The organism is Ureibacillus sp. FSL K6-2830 (genome assembly GCF_038004145.1).
Lineage (GTDB): Bacteria > Bacillota > Bacilli > Bacillales_A > Planococcaceae > Ureibacillus > Ureibacillus thermosphaericus.
In genome coordinates this window covers 1294870-1316931 of sequence record NZ_JBBOQR010000001.1, presented here as the reverse complement: position 1 = coordinate 1316931, position 22062 = coordinate 1294870, and the positions used below count along the sequence as shown (strand labels likewise).

General features: G+C 33.6%; 25 protein-coding genes. 17 read left to right on the top strand and 8 right to left on the bottom strand.

What is annotated here, in order from left to right:
* The first annotated feature begins 220 nt into the window (after positions 1 to 220).
* Complete coding sequence (locus tag NSU17_RS06490; protein WP_340704623.1) at positions 221 to 847, top strand: MFS transporter; 627 nt, start codon at positions 221 to 223, stop codon at positions 845 to 847.
* Positions 811 to 1299, top strand: a complete 489-nt coding sequence (locus tag NSU17_RS06485) for an MFS transporter (RefSeq protein WP_340704622.1) — start codon at positions 811 to 813, stop codon at positions 1297 to 1299. The genes NSU17_RS06490 and NSU17_RS06485 overlap by 37 nt, the downstream gene beginning before the upstream one ends.
* Positions 1300 to 1455: 156 nt before the next feature.
* On the opposite strand, the gene NSU17_RS06480 is transcribed toward NSU17_RS06485, so the two are convergent.
* Entirely contained in the window at positions 1456 to 1806 is a 351-nt protein-coding gene (locus NSU17_RS06480) for a winged helix-turn-helix transcriptional regulator (protein ID WP_168412086.1), read from the bottom strand.
* Positions 1807 to 2033: 227 nt separating this feature from the next.
* Positions 2034 to 2525 (bottom strand): hypothetical protein, encoded by a 492-nt coding sequence (locus NSU17_RS06475; RefSeq protein ID WP_340436090.1) that lies wholly within the window; start codon positions 2523 to 2525, stop codon positions 2034 to 2036.
* Positions 2526 to 2763: 238 nt separating this feature from the next.
* On the opposite strand from NSU17_RS06475, the gene NSU17_RS06470 reads away from it, so the two are divergent.
* Complete coding sequence (locus NSU17_RS06470) at positions 2764 to 3027, top strand: GyrI-like domain-containing protein (RefSeq protein ID WP_232019934.1); 264 nt, start codon at positions 2764 to 2766, stop codon at positions 3025 to 3027.
* An 81-nt stretch (positions 3028 to 3108) separates the two neighbouring features.
* On the opposite strand, the gene mscL is transcribed toward NSU17_RS06470, so the two are convergent.
* Positions 3109 to 3504 (bottom strand): large conductance mechanosensitive channel protein MscL, encoded by a 396-nt coding sequence (gene mscL / locus NSU17_RS06465; RefSeq protein ID WP_016839032.1) that lies wholly within the window; start codon positions 3502 to 3504, stop codon positions 3109 to 3111.
* A gap of 151 nt (positions 3505 to 3655) precedes the next feature.
* On the opposite strand from mscL, the gene NSU17_RS06460 reads away from it, so the two are divergent.
* The 12 genes from NSU17_RS06460 (at position 3656) to corA (ending at position 16936) form a co-directional block, all read left to right on the top strand.
* Positions 3656 to 4231 (top strand): hypothetical protein, encoded by a 576-nt coding sequence (locus NSU17_RS06460; RefSeq protein ID WP_340704621.1) that lies wholly within the window; start codon positions 3656 to 3658, stop codon positions 4229 to 4231.
* A gap of 306 nt (positions 4232 to 4537) precedes the next feature.
* A complete protein-coding gene (locus tag NSU17_RS06455; protein WP_340704620.1) occupies positions 4538 to 5401 on the top strand; it encodes a thermonuclease family protein in 864 nt (287 codons plus the stop codon).
* Between the two features lie 174 nt (positions 5402 to 5575).
* A complete protein-coding gene (locus tag NSU17_RS06450; protein WP_016839038.1) occupies positions 5576 to 6136 on the top strand; it encodes a DUF4256 domain-containing protein in 561 nt (186 codons plus the stop codon).
* A 267-nt stretch (positions 6137 to 6403) separates the two neighbouring features.
* The gene (locus tag NSU17_RS06445; protein WP_340704619.1) at positions 6404 to 7237 is read left to right on the top strand and encodes an SPL family radical SAM protein; all 834 of its coding nucleotides are present in this window, start codon (positions 6404 to 6406) and stop codon (positions 7235 to 7237) included.
* A 332-nt stretch (positions 7238 to 7569) separates the two neighbouring features.
* Positions 7570 to 8883 (top strand): globin-coupled sensor protein, encoded by a 1314-nt coding sequence (locus tag NSU17_RS06440; RefSeq protein ID WP_340704618.1) that lies wholly within the window; start codon positions 7570 to 7572, stop codon positions 8881 to 8883.
* A 205-nt stretch (positions 8884 to 9088) separates the two neighbouring features.
* Positions 9089 to 9967: a LysR family transcriptional regulator gene (locus NSU17_RS06435; protein ID WP_340704617.1), complete on the top strand. Its 879-nt coding sequence runs from the start codon at positions 9089 to 9091 to the stop codon at positions 9965 to 9967.
* A gap of 284 nt (positions 9968 to 10251) precedes the next feature.
* Entirely contained in the window at positions 10252 to 11220 is a 969-nt protein-coding gene (locus NSU17_RS06430) for a bile acid:sodium symporter family protein (RefSeq protein ID WP_340704616.1), read from the top strand.
* A 156-nt stretch (positions 11221 to 11376) separates the two neighbouring features.
* Positions 11377 to 13503: a spore germination protein gene (locus tag NSU17_RS06425; protein ID WP_340704615.1), complete on the top strand. Its 2127-nt coding sequence runs from the start codon at positions 11377 to 11379 to the stop codon at positions 13501 to 13503.
* On the top strand, positions 13500 to 14606 hold the full coding sequence (locus NSU17_RS06420; RefSeq protein WP_340704614.1) for a GerAB/ArcD/ProY family transporter: 1107 nt from the start codon (positions 13500 to 13502) through the stop codon (positions 14604 to 14606). Before NSU17_RS06425 ends, NSU17_RS06420 begins: the two co-directional genes overlap by 4 nt.
* A complete protein-coding gene (locus NSU17_RS06415; RefSeq protein ID WP_340704613.1) occupies positions 14599 to 15759 on the top strand; it encodes a Ger(x)C family spore germination protein in 1161 nt (386 codons plus the stop codon). The genes NSU17_RS06420 and NSU17_RS06415 overlap by 8 nt, the downstream gene beginning before the upstream one ends.
* A gap of 10 nt (positions 15760 to 15769) precedes the next feature.
* On the top strand, positions 15770 to 15946 hold the full coding sequence (locus NSU17_RS06410) for a hypothetical protein (protein WP_016839053.1): 177 nt from the start codon (positions 15770 to 15772) through the stop codon (positions 15944 to 15946).
* Positions 15947 to 15985: 39 nt separating this feature from the next.
* On the top strand, positions 15986 to 16936 hold the full coding sequence (corA, locus tag NSU17_RS06405) for a magnesium/cobalt transporter CorA (RefSeq protein WP_016839054.1): 951 nt from the start codon (positions 15986 to 15988) through the stop codon (positions 16934 to 16936).
* Positions 16937 to 16945: 9 nt separating this feature from the next.
* On the opposite strand, the gene NSU17_RS06400 is transcribed toward corA, so the two are convergent.
* Entirely contained in the window at positions 16946 to 17209 is a 264-nt protein-coding gene (locus NSU17_RS06400) for a YqhV family protein (protein ID WP_409373609.1), read from the bottom strand.
* A 34-nt stretch (positions 17210 to 17243) separates the two neighbouring features.
* On the opposite strand from NSU17_RS06400, the gene NSU17_RS06395 reads away from it, so the two are divergent.
* The gene (locus tag NSU17_RS06395) at positions 17244 to 17612 is read left to right on the top strand and encodes a thioredoxin family protein (RefSeq protein ID WP_340704612.1); all 369 of its coding nucleotides are present in this window, start codon (positions 17244 to 17246) and stop codon (positions 17610 to 17612) included.
* Between the two features lie 45 nt (positions 17613 to 17657).
* Here the strand turns inward: NSU17_RS06395 and NSU17_RS06390 are convergent, their stop codons facing one another.
* Positions 17658 to 17885 (bottom strand): phosphate-starvation-inducible protein PsiE, encoded by a 228-nt coding sequence (locus NSU17_RS06390; protein ID WP_096550153.1) that lies wholly within the window; start codon positions 17883 to 17885, stop codon positions 17658 to 17660.
* 197 nt (positions 17886 to 18082) lie between these two features.
* Here NSU17_RS06390 and NSU17_RS06385 point away from each other — a divergent pair, with 197 nt between their 5' ends.
* Positions 18083 to 18583 (top strand): pyridoxamine 5'-phosphate oxidase family protein, encoded by a 501-nt coding sequence (locus NSU17_RS06385; RefSeq protein ID WP_340704611.1) that lies wholly within the window; start codon positions 18083 to 18085, stop codon positions 18581 to 18583.
* A 157-nt stretch (positions 18584 to 18740) separates the two neighbouring features.
* Here NSU17_RS06385 and NSU17_RS06380 read toward each other — a convergent pair whose 3' ends face one another.
* The 3 genes from NSU17_RS06380 to NSU17_RS06370 all read right to left on the bottom strand — a co-directional run bounded on the left by NSU17_RS06380 (position 18741) and on the right by NSU17_RS06370 (position 22061).
* Positions 18741 to 19445, bottom strand: coding sequence for a lysophospholipid acyltransferase family protein (locus NSU17_RS06380; RefSeq protein ID WP_340704610.1), 705 nt, complete (start codon positions 19443 to 19445; stop codon positions 18741 to 18743).
* Entirely contained in the window at positions 19435 to 20163 is a 729-nt protein-coding gene (locus NSU17_RS06375) for a glycosyltransferase family 2 protein (RefSeq protein WP_340704609.1), read from the bottom strand. Before NSU17_RS06375 ends, NSU17_RS06380 begins: the two co-directional genes overlap by 11 nt.
* A gap of 773 nt (positions 20164 to 20936) precedes the next feature.
* Positions 20937 to 22061 carry an IS4 family transposase gene (locus tag NSU17_RS06370; RefSeq protein ID WP_096550405.1) on the bottom strand — a complete coding sequence of 375 codons (1125 nt, stop codon included), beginning with the start codon at positions 22059 to 22061 and terminating at the stop codon, positions 20937 to 20939.
* Between the last annotated feature and the right edge of the window lies 1 nt (position 22062).

Sequence of the window (22062 nt, the reverse complement as noted above, 5' to 3'; positions counted from 1 at the left end):
GAGCCCATTCGTTATGCATAAGAAGATATTCAACAAGTATGTGAAGATTATAGAAACGGTACTTTTTTGAATGAATCTAATTAAAGCATAAAGAAAGTTGGGATATTAGATGAAAAAAAGTGTCTTATTAATTATCGCTTTATTTATGGCTTCGCTAAATCTACGTCCAGCTATTAACTCAATCGCCCCTTTACTAGAGAGCATTAGAACAGATCTTCGAATGAGTGCAGCTGTCGCAAGTTTGTTGACTGCCATTCCAGTGCTTTGTATGGGTCTTTTTTCTCCAATCGCCGTGAAAGCTGGGGGAAAATGGGGAATTGAACGGGTAATCGGCTTATCGCTTTTAATTATTGGAGTTGGTACTGTTATTCGTTTGTTCACAGATTCTGTATCATTTCTAGTAACAACAGCTATAATTGCAGGTATCGGTATCGCTTTGATAGGTCCACTGTTGTCTGGTTTCATTAAAGAGCATTTTCCTAATCAAGTACCTTTTATGGTTTCAGTATATACCGTAGCTCTGACTTTGGGGGCAGCAATTAGTTCTGCACTCTCTACATCGCTAGAGAATAGCTTTAACTCCTGGCAAACTTCCCTTGCATTTTGGGCAATTATAGCATTCGTAGCTGCAGTTATCTGGTGGTTATTTGTAAATCAACAAGTCAAAAAATCAGCTCACACTGCTACTTCTGGAACAAAAGTTCAATTGCCGTGGGGGAACGGTAAAGCATGGATTCTTACATTGTCCTTTGGTCTGATGGGTATGCTATTTTACTCAATTACGGCATGGCTACCTCAATCATCCAAGGAATGGGGTACACGAAAGATTACGCCGCAATCGCATTAACAATTTTCGTAGTCGTGCAAATACCAGTTAGCCTAGTGCTTCCAATTTTGTTAAGAAGGTTTCACTCCCGTCGTTTCTGGTTGATTGTAGAATCCATTATAGAACTTGTTGGATTTATTTTACTCGTGCTAAATATTGAACCGTTGCTAGCTTCTGCATTGATAGGTATTGGAGCAGGCGGATTGTTTCCTTTAAATCTTCTTTTGCCAATTGATGCTACAGATAACGCTCATGAAGCAGCCTCTTGGTCGGCCATGATACAATCTGCTGGTTATGTAATTGGTGCATTAGGTCCTATTATTCTCGGTTGGATTTATGACGCAACGAACAGCTTTACTTCTGCAGTAGTTGGAATGATAGTGATTGTTCTAATAATGATGATTTTTCAATTTGCAGCAACCGCAAAAAGAAGTGTTAACACATTACACATTCAAGGGGAAAGCACAAGATAGTGGTGAGAAGCAGACCGTCGTTTAAGCAAGTCATTTTATTGCAGGTTGAAATGAAGGTTAAAATAATTGGATATTGAACCAGAATGTGAATGATTCTTTCTTTTATTTTTTGAAAACACCCAGCTATCTAGTGAAGAAACTGGGTGTTTTCAGTATTTATTTACTCATCGATTCATTCATTTTTTGTTTTTTATGCTGGATATGGTTTGTTCCCCATTCGTGCATTGCGTGTAAGATTGGTTCTAAGCTCCGGCCGTACTCGGTAATCGAATATTCCACTTTAGGAGGAACCTGTGGATAGACAACACGCTGAATAATATCCTCGTTTTCTAACTCACGTAATTGATTGGTCAGCATTTTTTGTGTAATTCCAGGTATACTTCGTTTTAAATCACTAAATCTTTGAGTACCATTCTTCAATAAATGCAATAAGATAATGGGTTTCCATTTTCCGACTAATATGCCTAAAGCATCTTCAACACGACAAAGATCTGGTTCTATATTCATTCTAATTACCCCTTTAGTATCTTTTTGTCAATTATGATGCTTTTTAGTTTGTACTTCTTTTTTTTACTTTACTGACTATATTAGCATTGTGAACAGAAATTTGAAAGAGGGGTTCTAGAGGAGTGCTTAAATACGATAGAACGCATAATTGGTGAAATAAGTAATATCCCCAATTGTAAGAAGATCTTCTAACGATTGGGGATTGTCATCATGGAGAAATAGTAAGTTTAACATAAAACGATGATTCGATATGGAGTAGTTTGTGCAGGGATGCTACGAGTTGTTGGACCATAAATCACGACTAAATCGCGGTTCCCAGGATATTTTGAAAAGAACTGACCATTTGTTAACAATATGGGAGTAGAAGGAGTTAAATGTAATTGCAATTGGCCATCACTGCTCAATAGTTGATGGTTAAAATAACTTACTTTTACATTTCGATTTGGATACTCTTTCACCATCACTATCGTTTGATATCGGGGTGGGTAAATGAGGATGGCAGGTAAGTCTCCATCGTAATAACCAGTCACCTTATCCCCAATTTTGACCGTTTCTTGATCAATGAAGTAAGTTGAAGGAGAAACAATGAAATGAACAATTAATCCATCGTCATTTTCTACGGTAAACAATTTATTGCAGCCCTCGATTTCACCACTTTGACTTGTAAAAAAATCACTAATGGCAGTAACAGTTCCACTGAATGAATAAAAATTCGTCATAAAAAACCTCCAATAAAATTATGGGGGAATACCAGTTATAATTGATTACACCGTGCCTTTGGATAATGTAAATTGAGAAAAGCTTTTTGGATTTAAATCATTATATGTTGGAAAGATGTAAAAAGACTTTGGATAAAACTTACAAAGACCCGAATTTATGTTTTCGGGTCTTTTGGTGTTTCAGATTTTATTAATTTGATTTCCGTATCTACCGAGTTTTCCACAACATGTTTTTACGATTGGCTACTTAACTACAAAAAACTTAGATTTTGAAGAATTTGATGTCGTTGAAGTTCCTGCACTTACTTGGGCGATTTTTTCATCAAAAGGGCCATTTCCAAACGTCATGCAAGAGACTTGGGCAAAAGTTGCTTCAGAATGGCTACCTTCATCGGATTATGAATTAGTAGAAGCTCCCAACATTTCCTTTACAGGTGATTTAAGTGATATGAACAATGTGTATAGCGAGATTTGGTTTGCTGTAAAGAAAAAGGGAAGTTAAATTAATAGGATGAGTAGAAATAGGCATAACATATTTAATAGAATATGTTATGCCTATTTTTTTACCCAATCACTACAAACTTTAATTATTTGTATTTTGGGCTTTTAATAAGTCGCGAATTTCCTTTAATAACTCTTCCTTCGTATCTAACTCAGGTGCGCTTTCTTCCACAGCTTCTTCTTTTTTCTTTTTTGCTATCTTATTTATGATTCGAATAAACATAAATATGGCAAAAGAAATGATTAAGAAGTCAATAACACTTTGAAGGAATATTCCAAAGGAAACAGTTGCATCTCCCACTTGCCATATAAATGACTTCGTAAAATCTATTCCTCCTGTAAGAATGCCGACAAGCGGCATGATAATGTTGTCCACTAGAGAAGAAACAATTTGTCCAAATGCAGCCCCAATCACGACCGCAATGGCAAGATCAATTACATTTCCTTTCATAGCGAATTCTTTAAATTCTTTCCACATAAAATAGCCTCCAATATTAATGCATTTCGTTAACCTATTCCCTTAAATATTATTTCATAAACCACTTAAGTTCTCAGGAATTAACAGATTGTGTATAATAAATATAGAAATATTTTCCATAGAACACTTAAATACCTGAGGGGTGGGAGAAATGAATGGAAATGAAATCAAAAATTTAAGAATGAAGCAATTAGCCGTTACAAATGTCATTTTGTTATCATGCCTTATACTTTTTTATTTAATGATATTTTTTTCAATGAACATTGCCCATATTCTTCTTGTACTAGGGATACTATGTTTCATTCATGCGGGTGTTCGGATGAAAAAAGGCGGGTCTACAAAGTCAATCATTCCAATTTATGAAAAAGTAGCGATCTATGAAAAAGAAAAACTAGGTGATGAATGGTATAAGCAGAGCAAATTAAAAAACATTGTTTATTTGATAATAGGTTGTATTGCAATTCTACAATCTTATATGAATTGGAATTCTACAGTGAATTTTCTCCGGCCAGATATGATTGGAATGTTTGTTGGAATCACAATTTTACTATTGATAACAGCAAATGTTTCGCTGCTTATCCACAATCGAAAAATTGATTATTCTTCAGTAAAGGAATTGAAGGGCTACACTTGGAAATCTGTACTTGTAGCAATTGTTTTAGGCATTGTACTTGCAATCGTATTTTTTACATTTATCTTTTCCTATGTAATTTCAAATATTATTTAAGAAGTTAAATTTTAATAACTCCATTATGAAACTAATAAGTTCATAATGGAGTTTATTATTTATAATATAGTCTGTTGTAGTGAGTTATGAAAGTCAATTATACTCTCTAATTTATTGATTCTTTGTAAATGCATTTTACAAAAATTTATTAATTTAATATGTTGGAATCGATAAATTCAATAATTATACAGCAAAGAAAAAACTTTATTTGTAATTGTTACAATAACAGTTAAATATTTTATATACTATACTAATGAAGTATTGTAGAAAAATGTGTATGCCAATGCAACAAAGGAGAGAGCAACATTGAAAAAAAGAATGTTCCTACTATATGTTTTACTTTCCATCGTGATGTTATTTGGTTGTGCCAGTGAAGGTGCAGATTATTTAGATGAAAAAGAACCAGAGGATAATCTAATAGAGGATCGAGCGGATGAATCGACAGATGTTAACCCCAATGAAGAACAACAAATTCCGGTAAACTCTGAGCTGCCAGCGGATATTAAAACATTCGATGCGGAAGTCGTATCAGTTGTGGACGGAGATACTATTAAAGTAAAGATTAATGGAAAAGTAGAATCCGTAAGATTTTTACTTGTAGATACACCGGAAACAAACCATCCACAGCTCGGTGAACAACCCTTTGGCCAAGAGGCAAAAGCCTTTACGAAAAAGATGTTAGAAGGCAAAACTGTTCAACTTGAAAAAGATGTGAGTGAACGGGATAAATACGGTCGCCTTTTATATTACGTTTATGTTGATGGGAAAAGTGTTCAAGAAGAATTGTTAAGAAATGGACTAGCAAGGGTTGCTTACGTCTATGTACCGAATACAAAATATGTAGACCGATACTATGAAATTCAAAAAGAGGCTCAAAAGAAAGGGATTGGTATTTGGAGCATTGAAAACTATGCACAAGAAGATGGATTTCATAAAGAAGTAATAGAAGAACATGTAGGGAATAATGAAAAAACAAATAATCAACCAAATTCAAACACCTCAGGAGATTGTAATATCAAAGGAAATATTTCATCAAATGGTGAAAAAATTTACCATATGCCGGGTCAACAATTTTATGATGTGACCAAAATCGATCTTTCAAAAGGTGAGCGATACTTCTGCAGTCGAGAAGAAGCGGAACAAGCAGGATTCAGACCAAGTCAAAGATAATCATCAAAATAATTTTTGCTTCTACTATTATGTAGAGGCATTTTTTATCTCAATTCCTTTTTTGAAATGATATCAGACTATATCCTTTTAAAAGGGGTAAAATAGAAAGTAAAACGAAGATGATGCTTGTTGAGACCTTTGAATTGCAAAGGGGAAATATAGAGGAGGTTCTAAATGGAAAAACGCGAATTAACCGAGGAGCAAAAAGAAGAATTGTTTAACGTATTGAAAGAACGGTTTGAAAAAAATATGCATCGCCATGAAGGGCTTGACTGGAATCAAATTCAACAAAAGCTTGAAGCAAATCCTATGAAGCTATGGTCGTTACATGAAATGGAAAAAACGGAGGGCGAACCAGATGTCATCGGGTTTGATGAGAAGACAGGAGAATATCTTTTTTGTGATTGTTCGAAAGAAAGTCCTAAAGGACGCAGAAGCTTGTGCTACGATCGAGAGGCATTAGAAGCTAGGAAAAAGCATAAACCAGAAAATAGCGCCATGGATATGGCAAAAGAAATGGGAATTGAAATACTAACGGAAGAACAATATCGAGAACTGCAAAAGTTAGAGCCGTTTGATACAAAAACTTCCAGTTGGATAAAGACGCCGGCAGATATCCGAGAACGGGGTGGAGCTTTATTTTGTGATTATCGCTATGGCCACGTTTTTGTTTACCACAACGGAGCAGATTCTTATTACAGCTCAAGAGGATTTCGTGGATTATTAAAGGTATAATCAATTCGCAGTATTCAATCGAAAGAGATTAGGATAATCCTAAGTTCTTTCGATTTTTTCATCGTTATAACATTTTATTTAACGATGTATGTTGGAAATTATTTTCCTATATCAATTGTCATTTGTAAAGCTTTAGACTGTCTAAGAATATGGGCCAGAAGAAGAATGGCTACACTGAATGTGCCCTCCTTCATTGATTTTTTGAGCAATTCGCAGAATAACAGTAACATTACGTCGTTTGAAAGTTTACGGAAGGAGTAGACGATAATGGCTATCCAATTAAAAGAAATAAACTCAAAAAAGATTTTAACTGAAGCGACGGGATATTTAGATATCGGTTTTACTCATTCTTTAAATCCCTATAGTGGTTGTGCTTTCGCTTGCCGGTATTGTTATGTTCGAGAATTGCCAATCCAAAGGTTTAAAGGGATTCCATGGGGACAATGGATTGATATAAAAAAGAATGCAAGGGAAAATTATCGAAAAGAGATGAAAAGCCTTCGTCGAAAACAACAACCAGTAAATATTTATATGTCCTCTGCAACAGATCCTTATCAACCCTTAGAAAGGAAAGTTCAAATTACAAGGGGAGTATTGGAAGAGATGTTGGAATACCCACCTGATGTATTGGTCATTCAAACGAGAGGTACTTTAATAGAAAGAGATAAAGATTTACTTGTTGAACTGAAAGAAAAATGTAAGCTGATTGTTTCACTGACAATTGAAACTGATCGAGAGGATGTGAAACAAATTTTTGCTCCTTATGCCCCAAGTATTAACAAGAGATTAGAGGTTCTAAAAAAATTGCATGATGCTAATATTACAACACAAGCTGCCGTCTCCCCTGTATTACCATTTACTCATGAATTCCCAAAAAGGTTAAAAGATAAAGTGGATTATATTTGGATTGATACATTAACAATTGGCGACGGTGCGGACGGGAAACGTTCGTTGCGATTAAAAATGCCAGATTTTTTTGTAGAAAATCATTTTTCAGAATGGTACAAACAAGATTTACATATAAAAGTGGCGGAATATTTTAAGCGATATTTTCCAAACGAAATGATTCGGGTTTCTAAACAAGAAGCTTTTTTAAAATAAATATTCGTTTTAGAAAGTACATGAGAAATAATAGTCGGAATGTTCTGTTGGATAGATAAATTGTCACAAACATTTCATTACTATTATTCCTAAAATTAACAAAAACTATTGTGAATGTTTTAAAATAATAGTTAATATTGTCTATATTTTTGTTTTTGATAAATTTTTCTATGGATATTTCGATTATAAAGACATGATTTATAAAAAAATGATAGTATGATAATAAGAAAAAAGTAATTTATATTCAAGTTATCTTCCTGTTTGTTATAAGGGGAATGGGGAATATATAATGGTGCGTTGTAGTGTCAATTGGTTAAAAAGGAGGGGTAGAGTTGGCCATTTTTAGAAGAATCAGTAAAAATCCTAATTACGAAGAGCCTAAATGGATTGGAGTGAACAGCCAACAGGAAAATTTACTGGAAATTAGTAGAGATTCAGACGTTTATGCACAATTAAAATTGATTCATTTAACAGAAGAAGATTTAAACTTATTAACTTGTATTAAACCATACATTGAAAAATCAATTGAAGAAATAGTAGACACTTTCTATGATGCATTAAGCTCCATTCCACAACTAAAGAGTATTATTAATCAACATAGTACAGTGGAACGATTGAAAAAGACCCTTAGTGTACATATATTAGAAATGTTTTCTGGAAAAATAAATGAAGAATTTATTCAGAAAAGAATGCGCATTGCCCAAGTACATTTAAAAATTGGCTTATTGCCGAAATGGTATATCGGGGCTTTTCAAAATATCTTAAATTCAATTATTAACATTATCAATCGAAGTAATTGGTCAAAAGAAAGTATCGAAAAAGCAACAGTTCTAAGTATAAAACTTATAAATTTTGAAACACAAATAGTTTTAGAAGAGTATGAAAAAGAGAAAAAACAATATATCGAATTACAGCATAATCAAGTGAAAGATGAATTAAAAAATAATCTTTCCCTCATTATGAAAAGTTTAGCGCAATTGTCAGAGGAGACAACAAATTCCATCAAAGAAATTATCGATTATTCATTAGAAATTAAAAACGATACTAAAAGTTATATTGGTCAAGTAAAAGAAATGGAGAAGAATACTAGCGGTGGAAATATTTTAATGGAACATTTGGAGGAAAAAATCGTATCCATTTCAGAGAGAACAAAAGAAATGGAAGATCTTGTTTTAGAACAACAAAAATCTTCTGAAAAAATCAATAACATTATATCCATCGTTACCCAAATTGCTGACCAAACAAATCTTTTAGCGTTAAATGCAGCAATTGAGGCTGCAAGAGCTGGAGAACACGGAAAAGGTTTTGCGGTTGTAGCAGAAGAAGTACGAAAATTAGCGAACCAGTCTAAAGAATCAGTAAAACAAATTACTGAGATTATAGAAAATACATCTAAAATTACGGAAAATACAGTTTCTACAACTCGGACTATTCGAGAAACGGTAACAACCGGGTTAGAAAGTGGAATAAAAGTGAAAAAGACATTTAATCAAATTGAAAATGCACTGCAAGAAAATAAAAAGCAGATTGAAACGGTTGGTAATGACTTAGAAACTCTCGTTGAAACCATAGATAATATCAATCAATATACTTTAAAGGTTGCTAATCAAGCAAGAGAATTATATGAAAAAACTGTTAATCTATAGAGAGCATCGGGCGGGATAAGTAAATTTAATATACTGTTTGTAAAATGATCATCAATTCGATGATCATTTTTTATTTGCAATATAAATAATTTGCCTTTCAAAAAATCGCCTTTAATTAACATCAAAAATATTGCGTGAAATGGAAGATTATTATCATTATTTTTGATAGTATAATAGTTAATAGGAATTCCTAGGAGGTTTGAAAGTGGAATTAAAGGATTTGGAGATTTTTCAGTTAGTGGCGGAGAAAGGGACAGTTACCGAAGTAGCAAAGGAATTAAATTATGTTCAATCGAACATTACATCTCGTATACAAAAACTTGAGGCGGAGCTGAATACCCCTTTATTTCATCGTCATCGTCGAGGGATGACCTTAACACCGGAAGGAAAAAAACTATTATCTTACAGTGAAAAAATATTAAGGTTAACAGCTGAAATGAAAAAGGCTGTCCAAAATCATGACGAACCTTCTGGAAAGTTAGAGATTGGTACAGTCGAAACAGTTTATCATTTACCCGTAATACTTTCTTATTATATAAAGAAATATAAAAATGTGGAGTTATCTCTTTTTACAGGGGTAACGGACAGTTTAGAAGAAGAAGTATTAAATCATAAATTGGATGGGGCATTTGTCACGAAGTCGGATTTTCATCCTGAATTGGAGACGTATGATGTATTTGATGAAGAGTTAGTATTAATTTCAAATAATCGGGAACTGACGATGGAAGAATTAAAAGATGAACCAATCTTATGTTTTAGCAATGGTTGTGGATATCGTGCACGTTTAGAACAGTGGTACAAGGATCAGAACATCACACCACAAAAAATCATGGAATTTGGAACCCTAGAAACGATTTTACGAAGTGTAGCTATGGGGCTCGGTGTTTCATTCGTACCGAAATCCGCCGTTGCTCATTTAGAACAAAGCGGAGAAATTCGCTGTTATAGTTTACCTGAAAAATATAGTAAAGTAAAAACTGTTTTTATAAGAAGGGCCGATTCGTATTTAACATCAAGTATGGAAAAATTTATAGAAACAATTGAAGAAAATAAGCGATTCATGCATGGGCATTTCAATCAATAGTAGTACAAATCATGATTTGTGCTGCTTTTTTATTTTCAGCATAAGAAGTTCAACTTCTGGAATTTAATTTTACAAAACAATATAGGTCCAATTTGGGCGGTAATTTGCCAAAATTACTAAAGACTTATCCATTTTTGAAAACTAAAGACTTATCCATTTTTGAAAACTAAAGACGGTATGAGCACTTAAATAACAAGTTTCTTCTTTAACTTATCAAATAGGAATTTTTCTTATTTAAAATTTGATAAAATATAAAGACATCTAATGAAAGAAGGCTTTGCTAAATGTTACACCGTTTTAACGCATACTTGCAAAAGTTAATGCCTATTTTGACGCCATTAAGTCTAATTATAGGGGTGATATTTGAAAAAGTCGGTGGGCATTTGCTTTTCCTAGTTCCTTGGATATTTGCTTTTATGACTTTTGCTGGGAGTCTTAGCATCAACTTTGAAGGATTAAAAAGTTTAAAAAAATATCCAAAGTTCATTTTCATTACGATTTTGTTTTTACATGTATTGATGCCGTTTTGGGCTTACGTATTGTCAGCGCTAATAATGAATGATCATTTATTAACGGTTGGTTTTATTTTGTCAGTAGCAGTTCCAACAGGTGTGACAAGTTTTATTTGGATTAGCATTTGTAAAGGAAATATTCCACTTGGCTTATCCATTATATTAATTGATACAATACTTTCTCCCCTCATCATACCGCTCATAGCTAAATTGGCTGCGGGACAAATAGTAGCGATTGACACCACGTCTATCATGATCGATTTACTTTGGATGATTGCATTTCCATCCATGCTTGGCATGTTGATGAATGAGTTGGGGAAAAGTGAATTTGTCAAAAAATTATCCCGAACTTTCGCTCCTTTTCAGAAAGTCAGTATATTCCTCATCGTGTTTATCAATAGTAGTGTCATTGCACCCTATTTAAAAAATATCTCATGGGATATAGTTGGAATTATTCTATTAGTTTTAGTTGTATCTTTATCCGGCTATACCTTTTGTCTGATTATTGGACATTTTTTATGGAGAAGAATCGATTTGATTACAACTTTTGTTTTTACAGGAGGAATGCGCAACATAGCGGTTGGTGTTGTTGTGGCCAGTACATATTTTCCATCAAGAGTAGTGCTTCCCGTTGTATTTGGTATGCTGTTCCAACAAGTATTGGCATCACAATTTAGTAAAGGGTTGGAGAAATATCGAGAGAAGTTTGATCGGAATGTTGGAAATGAAGTGAAAAGTTAAGTAAACAAATGTTTAATTGGGAGACTGTCCAAAGTGATACATGCTTTGAGCAGTTTTTTTTATTTATGCAATAAATGAATAAAGGTAACAGTAGATGGTATAAAAACAAATAGTTGAACCACATTAATGGTAAATGCTATTAGTGGGAGTATATGTATGAGACGATTTTATCGAAAAGTGCCTAGAAAAAATCCAATAAACAAGCATCAAAATAACATAAATACTCAACACATAAAAAATGACATAAATGGTATTCAACAAGAAATAAATGTGCAACAGTGTCAATGTAACCCTCAGTTTCAGCAAAATCAAAAGGCTCAACATATACAAGGAACACGAAACAATTTAAATAATGAAAATGTTGGATCGCAACATAGTCAAGATTATCAACATACTCAAAGCAGTATTCAATCAAATCAAAATATACAGTTTCAACAAAGTATTCAGTGCCAATGCCATCTAAAAAATCATCAGTTACAAAACCAAACTCAAACACAAAACCATAACCAGTCTCAAGACAATGTTCAATCGCAGAACCAAAAAACATCACAAAACCAAAGTCCATCTCTTAAACAAAACGGCAATGCGAATTCAAATGCAACACAAACCAACAACCAGAATGTATCAATGGAAATACACGTGCCCATATATAAAAAAATGAATAATAATATTGAATTCATTAGAAGGTTATTAGGGAATCCGGATGATTTAGTGATTCGTGAATTAACGCTAGAAACTTTTAACGACAATCATGAAAATGAACAAGGAGATTGTCCGAGCAGTCGAAGTGGACATGATGACGGGAACTTGCCTATTCAAACTTTAAGCGATCCAGAGAATAATGATAGCAAGATAAATCAACTAAACATTATAGATGAACGACCTTTAGAAAAAGCCAAACAAAAAAAACAAAAAATTCATTGTAGTATTTTATATCTCAGTGGATTATCAAACACAAATATTATAAATGACAATATTTTAAAAACTCTTCAGAGGAAAACAAATGAATTTAATGGGGACATACTTGATCAAATTTATCAAGAAATTATCGCTGTTACAGAAACAAAAAGAGTTAATACCCTTGAACAAGTGGTACACGCACTGTTATCAGGGAGATCCATTTTTTTAATAGATGGAAAAATGACGGCTCTAGATATGGGGACTGCCGGTTCCGAGAAACGTGCCCTTGATGAACCGCAGTCGGAGGCGCTTATTCGAGGGCCACGCTTAGCTTTTATTGAAAGTATTGAAACAAATTTAACATTAATCAGGCGAGAATTAAAGGACCCTAACTTACGTTTTAAAATGCATGAAGTTGGAAGGCGTTCTAAGCAAAAAATTGCCGTTTGTTATGTGGAAGGAATCGTTAACCCAGACATTTTAGATGAGGTCAATCGAAGACTTAAAACAATTGATATAGACTTTGCACCAGATTCTGGAGTTATCGAACAATGGATTGAAGATAGCTTTCTATCTCCATTTCCGCAATTACTGGATACGGAAAGACCTGATCGAGTGTCTTACAATCTTATGCAAGGAAAAGTTGCCATACTAGTCGATGGAAGTCCTTTTGCTTTGATTACTCCTATTTCATTTGTTGATGCCTTTTTAACGATTGAAGATTTTAGTCAAAGATGGATTATTGCTACATCGATGAGATTGTTAAGATATTTTTCAATGTTTATTGCATTATTTTTACCTGGTTTATATGTTGCATTAACCTCCTTCCATCCTGGGATGCTGCCAACACAATTAACAATCTCGATTGCAGCCACTAGAGAAGGGGGACCGTTTCCAGCGATTGTAGAAGTTCTATTAATGGCGGTAACTTTTGAAATCTTGCAAGAAGCGAGTATACGGCTTCCAAAAGTAATAGGTCAAACAGTAGGTATTGTTGGAGGTATTGTGATTGGAGATGTTGCAGTAAGTGCAGGAATCGTGGGTCCCGCATTAGTAATTGTTACTTCTCTAACTGCTATGAGTTCGTTTACTATACCGAATTATAGCATGTCCATTGGTTTACGTATTTTGAGATTCATTTTTGTCATCGCGGCATCCATATTTGGGTTATATGGGATTATCTTAGTGCTTATTATGATTTGTATTCATATTGTTAATTTAAAAAGTATGGGTACACCTTACTCTGGACCATTTGCCCCTTATTTCATAGACGCTTTGAAAAACACCTTTATTCGCGCGCCAATTATGACGCTTAAAAAGCGCCCACCCTATTTAGAGCCAATAGATGATCAAAAAGTAAATAGTGGGGGTCAACGACAATGAATCGGTCGCCTGATTATCAAGGAATTGTTAGTGATAGAGATATTTTAATAACAGTGATTACAAATATTATTGGAGTATTAACGTTAACTTCTCCGAGAGTAGTTGCAGAAGTAACAAATTCTTCCGATGGTTGGATAACTGTCTTACTTGGCGGCATCATAGCGAGTCTTTGTGGATGGTTTATTGCAAAAATTGCTTCATCCTTTCCGAATCAATCGTTTTTAACTTATACGTCTTATTTACTATCGAAACCTGTTGCAATCGTGATGACATTAATATTTTCATTACAATTTTTTATGACAACAGTTTTTTATGTTAGGGAATTAGCGGCCCTTTCACACCAATATTTGTTTGACCATACGCCTCAAGAAATTATTTCATTAACATTTTTGTTCGTTGTTATTTATGCGGTATCTGGTTCTCAGGCCGGTATTTTCCGTTTAAACGTGTTATTTTTTCCGATTTTAGTAGTTGGATTATTTTTAGTAATTTTTCTTCCGATGGGGTTAATAGATTGGGAAGGATTTCTTCCGTTATTTCAAACGGACTTTGAGGGGTATTTGAAAGGGACATATTTTAGCGTCGTTAATATGTTAGGATTTGCAATTGTCTTTTTTTATATTGGACTTGTAAAAAATCCGCGAAATACGCCCAAAATGACTGCTTATGGAGTATTGGTAACAATGGGTTTCAATTTGGTTATTTACCTTGTATGTGTTGGGGTTTTTGGAAATACGACGATGAGGAATATTTTCTTTCCGACCTTCGATTTGTCAAGAACGGTTGAAATTCCTGGAGGTTTTTTTGAGCGGTTTGATGCGTTTCTTTTTTTGTTTTGGACAATCATTTTTTTTACGACAGCTACGATGGCTTTAGATGTGACAGTCATGACACTTAGAATGGTTTTTAGAAATTTCAAAAAGATAAATGCAGTAATCATGTTGTCACCAATTATATATTTTACAAGCATGGTTCCGAAAAGTTACTTAGATGTAGTCTCTTTTAATCGCCTCCTTGGCCATTTTACAATTATATATTTTCTATTAGTTACCATACTTTTAGGGATTGCATTCAAGATTAAAGGTGGGAATTCAAGTGAATAAATTGAATGCGATGCTAATTTTGATGATGTGTACTTTAATTTTGGCAGCTTGCTGGGATCAAATTGAAATTGAAGAAAGAGTTTTTATATTTGGAATGGCTATAGATGCAGCAGACAAAACTGAAGTCAAATTAACCCAACAACTTGTTGTTCCTGAAAATATGGCAACCGTTGCTGCAAATGCTGGAGGAGGCGCGGGAAAAGCCTATCGGAACCTTTCGAGCACAGGAAAGACCATTTATGAAATTAATTTAGATTTAGCAAAACAGGCAAGTCGTTCAATAGATTCTACCCATTTAGGTGTGATTCTATTTTCTGAAGATATCATGAAACAACCAGGGCGTTTTAAAGAACATTTTGATATTTTTTTTCGTGAAAAACGCATGCGTAGAGGCATTAAGTTAGCGATTACAAATGGGTTAGCGGAAGACTTACTATATGTTGAAGCGGAACATGAAAAAATACCAGCAGAATATATAAAAAATTTATTAGAAAATAAAAAAAGATTGGATGTTACTGATTTGGTGAGAATTGGAGATATCGATGAAAAACTATATGAAGAGACAAGTTTCCCTTTACCATACCTAAAAAAAATTAGTTCCACAGTCATTGATTATGAAGGAATAGCTATTTATAACGGTAAAGAAGAGCGGATGGTAGGAGTATTGAAAGGAGATGATGCGAAAGCGTTAAGTTATATTAGAGGTTTAAAAAATAATGGTTCCATTAATACAGAAATCGATGGTGGGCCAATGACGATTGAAATTCTTACGATAAAAAGAAAAATTACTCTAACCAATAATGATCCAAATAACTTACAATTCTCTATCAAAATTCAAATTAAGGGAGCAATTGCAGACCAATCTGGTTGGGAAAATTTAAAGGAATATGAAGTGTTAAATAAGTTTTATAAAAAAACGAGCGAGAAAATTGAAGAAATGGTTAAGAATACAATTAATAAACTGCAAAATGATTTTCAAACAGATGCCATGGGATTGGGGGAGTATTTAAACCGTTATTATCCAAAAATATGGAAGGAAGTACAAGATGAATGGGATAATGGGAAAAATTATTTCTCAAAAAGTGATATCGATTGTGAAGTGAAGATCGTAATCGAGGAACCAGGAAGCATTAATAAAACAACATCTAAATGAGGTGATGCACATGAAATTTATTATCGAGCATTTACCTACAACATATGCAATTGTTTGCACAGTTTTCGCATTTTTAGTTCCTTTTACTGTGTACAAAATTAATGAGAAAATTCATATTGTGATGGATCCACCTTGGAAACAAGAGGATCGGTTAAAAGGAAATAATGAAGAACAGCAAGATAATTAGAAATTGCTCATCGGAATTTCGAAAGAAAAGGAGCATTTCATGATTTACTATATAGGCATTACAAAAGATAACCATTTAGAAAAAGGAGATTCAATAAATAATATTGACATTACCAGTTATAAATGGTTTTGGGTAGATTTTAGCGAACCGACAGAAGAAGAAATGAAGCATTTATCAAATACCTTCCACTTTCATCCTTTAGCAATAGAAGACTGTGTACAAGATCTTCAAAGGCCGAAATTAGATTATTTTAATCATTACACCTTTTTCGTTACTCATACAGTTCGTGAAGAAAACGGTAGACTAATTAAAGAGGAGCTAGATTTTTTTGTAGGAGAATCGTTTATTGTTACCTTTCACAAACATCCTTCTGTAGAAGTTACAAAAGTATGGAGTGAATTGCTTGCTCAAACTTCAATCGAACAATGGGATCCGTATTATGTATTTTATGAATTATTAGATAAAATTGTCGATAATTATTTTCCCATTATCTATAAAATAGAAGATGAACTTGAGAAAATTATTATACAAACAGGCATTCAACCGATGAATAGCTTGATGGAAGCTAGAAATATGCTTTTACAGTTGTTGCATTCTGTCAATCCTATGAGGGATTTATTATATCGCATGTTAAACTCTCATCATTTGAATTTAAATCAAATTGACGAGAGAAGAGAATACTTTTCAAATATTCATGACCATCTATTAAAATTATCCGAAATGGTCATGTCTAATCGAGAAGTAACGGCAGATATTCGTGACAGTTATATTTCCTTAAATGCACATCAAACCAATAATGTCATGAAACTACTGACAATTATTACATCTATTTTTGCCCCATTAACATTTATTGCAGGTATTTATGGGATGAACTTCAAAAACATTCCTGAATTATCTTGGAAATATGGTTATTTTGTAATTCTTTTTATCATGTTTCTCATTGGAATATCGATGCTCTTGTGGTTTAAAAGAAAAGGCTGGTTCAGATAATATCCTGAATTATTTCATTTTCATGCCGATAATAATGAGCACGATGCCTGAAAATAGACAAAGCATTTTTAAGAAAGAAATTTTTTCAGAAAGTCCGCTAATTCCTATTCCAGTTGTCACTATTAAGATAGTTGGACCAACTAACGCTAACATTGAATTGAGCATCAATGCTTTTTCTAAATCATTGGACCTCCACATCAGTGTGGCAATTGATAATTCGATACTTCCAGATAAATATCTTAATAACACCATATAAAGAAGTGCACTTTCCAATTCGTCATCCTTCCACTGTTTCTTGGAAAATGATATGCTTGGCCAAGAAATATTATTAACAATTGGTGAGATTATGATTGAGCTATCTACGTTGGATGAAATTAATTCTTTTATTGAAAGAAACCCACTTACTTTTCTTTACTTTTCACGAATGAATTGCGGGGTTTGTCATGCACTACTTCCTCGGGTAGAGGAAATGTTAAAAAATTATCCTAGAATCGCTTTTGGGTATATAAAAGTAGATGAAGTGGAGGAGACAGCAGGACGCTTTTCGATATTTACAGTGCCTGTACTACTGTTTTTGGTGGAAGGAAAAGAATTTATTCGAGAAGCAAGATTTGTGCACATGGATATTTTAAAAGAAAAATTAAATAAAATTGTGCAATTGTATGAAGAAAAATAGTAAAGAAAAAAGGAGGCGTTCCAATTTGACGTCTCCTTTTCCTTTTTATAGCTTGTTCACAAGCGCATGTATTGTTTCTTTTAATTCATCATCGTGATCGGAAAGTTGAATTAAGTTAGCAAGGCGCTCTTTTAAAATATGGCGTTCAATAACTTGTTTTTCGTCAAGTACGCTTACTAACAATTCGATAATTAAACGGTCACGAATGTCTAATGCTTCATCTACGCGTTCAGGTGTAATTTTGGCATTTGTATTCAATGCTTTGCTACCCATTTTTATTCCCCCCTAAAATCTTTCCTATAGTTCATAGTACCATAATATTATACTTTTTTGGATATTGAAATATATTTGAAAAATGGAATTTTAATGGAATTGGTGCACTAGTTTTATCCATGATAAAAATTTTGCTATTTTAAAAGGGTTTTAAAGAAGTATTTAGAATATATATTTGTAGAAAGGGGTTGGGAGAAGTGAGAGGAATTATAAACAACAAAAAAAGAGAAATTTCAGTTGATGATGCATTAGCTTTTTTGCGGGAAGCGAAAGTTGCTCATGTTGCAACAGTAGGAGAAGACGGCTATCCTTATGTCATTCCGTTTGTTTTTGTTTATGAAGAAGGGAAAAAATTGTACTTGCATATAGGCAATTTAAGAGAAAGTCATTTTTGGGAAAATGTTAAAAAGAATCCGCGGGTAAGTATTGAAGTTTGTGAAATGGGAGCTATCGTTCCTGGAAAGAAATACGCTTGTCAATCGGCTTTAGCTTATACAAGCGTCGTATTATTTGGGACGATTCATCGCATTGAAGATGAACAAAAGAAAGAATGGTTTTATGATCGCCTTTGGAAAAAGTATGGCGATCCAAATTGGCAATTTGAAAAAGGTGGTTATCCTGCTTTGCCAAAAACCGAACTATTTGAAGTAGACATTGAAAATGTTACAGGAAAATGGAGTGAGGCTTTAAGTCATTAGTAGATAGTGATTAAGTTGCATAACAAACCGATTGAAGGCTAGGCGCAAATTCGCTTCAGTGGTAAAAATAGCCGAAGACATTTTACGATTGTAAAATGTTTACGGCTATTTCTAATTTAAGGCTTCCCACAAGAGCTATTTAAAAAGAATATTTATTTTATGTATTTGATTCTAAATCCCCACACTTTTCGGCTAATTTATATAACTTGTTTTGAATGTATTGTTCAATTCTTTTTTGCCCCTCTGAAAAATCTTCATTGTCTTGAAAAGAAATTGGCTCATCAGCAATAATCAGTCGATTTTTTTTGCTTACGTGTAAAGGTACAAAACGAACATGTTGGCCAGTCTCTTTAAAAAAGTATTTTTCAATATATAGGTATCCTTCATACATTGCCTTTGTTTCATTGGAAGTATTTGTATAGTCAATCGTTGGATAAATGACGATGCTTTCGCCTCTTTTCAACGCTTCCACAGAAAGTCGAAACGTATTTATTATTTTTCTAGATCCTCTATACACAGGAATGCCTTTGCCGGATTTCAACAGTTTAGAAATAATAAATGAAAGGGGATATGCACATATTTTTGCAATTGTTTTATTCATTCCCATTCTTTTAGTAAATGTGTAGTCCACATATTGTTGATAGCATGTTTTACGGTCTAAAAAGACGTGTAAAATCCAAGTTCGCAAACTTTTCGGAAACCATAAATATATAATAAATGGATTAAAAAGATTTTGATGGTGTGAAATATAAACAACAGGATCTTGCGCTTTTTCATGGATTTCTACATTATAGGTAGGGTATATTTTACGAATAAGCCATTGAGAGATTAGGAAGAACTTACCGTAAAAATTAGATACCATGTTTTTCACCTTCATCCAACTTCTTATTTGCAACAATTCCCGAAATAATCATTGTAAAAATTTTTAATGAATCTTTTATAGGGTGATAATAGGAGCTTTTATTTTTGTTGATGTATATAGTTTGGATAGGAATTTGCATGATAGGGATCTTCTTTTTGGCGGCAGCAATTAACATGTTCATTTCATATTCATAACGTTCTCCTTCTAAAGCAAGGAGTGAAGGAAGTATTTTTATTGGAATGCCCCGAAGGCCTGTTTGCGTATCTTGAAGATGAATTTTAAATAATGCTGTAAATAAATAACTAGTAATTTTATTTCCAATATAACTTCTAATCGGGACATTTTTTTGGTCAAAATTTCGGACGCCAAGAATAATGGCATCTTGAACATCACTGAGTAATTCAGCAATGTTGATGACATCTTCAATGGAATGTTGACCATCTGCGTCAGCCGTTATCACCCCGTCCACATGACAGTGCTTCAAAACGTGTTGAAATGCGGTTTTTAATGCACGACCTTTGCCTTTATTTTTTTCATGTGTCAGCACGGTGCAATTTTGTATTAATCCAATTTGATGAAATATTGCATTGCAACTAGTCATGCTCCCATCGTTAATTACGACAATCTGTGAAACTTTATGACTTTTTAAATCGTATATATAATCGATTAAATCATGAGTTGGATTCAAGGCGGGAATGATAACGCAGACTTTATTCATATCGTCCCTTCCTTTCTAAACCGTTATGTTGACTTCAAATCTTTCAGCAAATTTGAAGTAGAAATTTTTAAATATATGGATTCTAATATTAGTTTTCCAAGTTCATAAAAAATCTTATATTCATGTATATTCATAAGTTTGAATTTCATTCCAAAAGAATGAAAAATAAGGTGACTCTAGTTAAACAGAATAAAATTTTAATAAAGTTTTCTTTTGCTTGAAAATCAATTATGTGTAATAGAAAATTTTGCACATTAACTACGTATTGTTAGGCATAAGTTATAAAAATAAGTATTATTTTTTGGAATGATTACCTATTCAATATTGTTTAAATAAAATGAAAACGATGGATTTTATGTGTGAGGGTGATATTGTGGAGAGGGATTTAAAGATTCTGCTATTAACGGGGAGCTATGGAAATGGTCATTTAAAAGTATCAAATACTTTAAAAAATACATTCTTTAACTATGGCATTACAGATGTAATAGAATCTGATCTTTACTACGATTCTCACCCATTATTAACAAAGGCTTCAAAATATTTATATATAAAGAGTTTTAATTATGGTCGGAAAATCTATGGATTACTATATTATGGCGGTAGAAGAAATAAAAGGTATTTCGATATTCACTACCGTCGCATAAATAATGCCTGAATTTTCAGTTTTATTTTTTCTGGACTTTAGAGAAAAAACGAAAACACCTAAGCGAGGGTAGTAAACATCCATTTTTTTACTATAACCTATGACTTGTGCAACAACGACTGGCAAACCTTTATGGGACGCCGTTTCCTTCGATTTTTCGTAACCAAATGTGAGCGGATTTCCACAAAGAAGCCTTCAAATAGCGACTAATTTGTAAGTAACTGCGTTCGCTATTCGTGTTCAGCTGAGCTAAAACATTCAGACAGTACACTATCATGGCTACGTACACTTGATTATGTACAGCTTGTTCACTGTGACCAAAAAACTTTTTAATGTTCAGATGTTGTTTCATCCATTTGAAAAAAAGTTCGATTGCCCAACGTGATTGGTAGATTTCTGCAATTTCATCTGCGTCAATGTCAAACCGATTTGTCAGTAAATGAAGCTCATTTCCTTTTGTATCATGCAATTTGAGTAAGCGAAACACGTTTTCAGAACGATTTTGTGGTGTTCCAATGACAACCATTTCATCAGAGAATACGGGTGAATCTTCTGGTAACGAAAAGGATTCTAACACTCGGACAACAGCGTTTTTACGCAAACGGGTCACAAAGAAATAGCCATCTTCCGTCATTTGATCAAAGCGCCCATAATCCAAGTAACCACGATCAAACACGTACATGCATTCTTTGTCATCCACGAATACTTCTAGTTGACCACGATCATGTTCGTTGGCATTCGTGAGTACGGCTTTATCTGGATAGGAGAGTCCTTTTTCCATAAAAACAAGTCGTAAGTGAAGCTTTACTCCTGATTTTGTTTTTCGAAACTCTGCCCACTGATGATTGGTCAAATTAAGCGGTAATGTACTCGAATCAATGATTTTCAAAGGCGTTGTCACTTTTCTTCTTGTTTGGAAATTGGTTTTCCGATGAATTTGTGCCACTAAATCGAGAAAAATCGTTTGAAAGAACTCAGTTGGGATGGTATTGATTCGTCTCCCTAACTGTGAAAAACTAATCGATTCCAATCCCGTTGCTCGTTGTAATTCTTCTAAAAAGACAGCGTCACTCAACGCCCGTAAACTCTCGGTTTCATGGAGTTGGGCATACAAAAGCAGTTTCATAAATGAAGCCATATAAAGCTTCTTGGTATAGTGATTTAATTGATGTGTTTTCACTAGGTCGTCAAATAATGGACGATTAATCGGTGAAAACCATTGTTCAAATGATGTTTTTCGTGTAAACTTATCCATA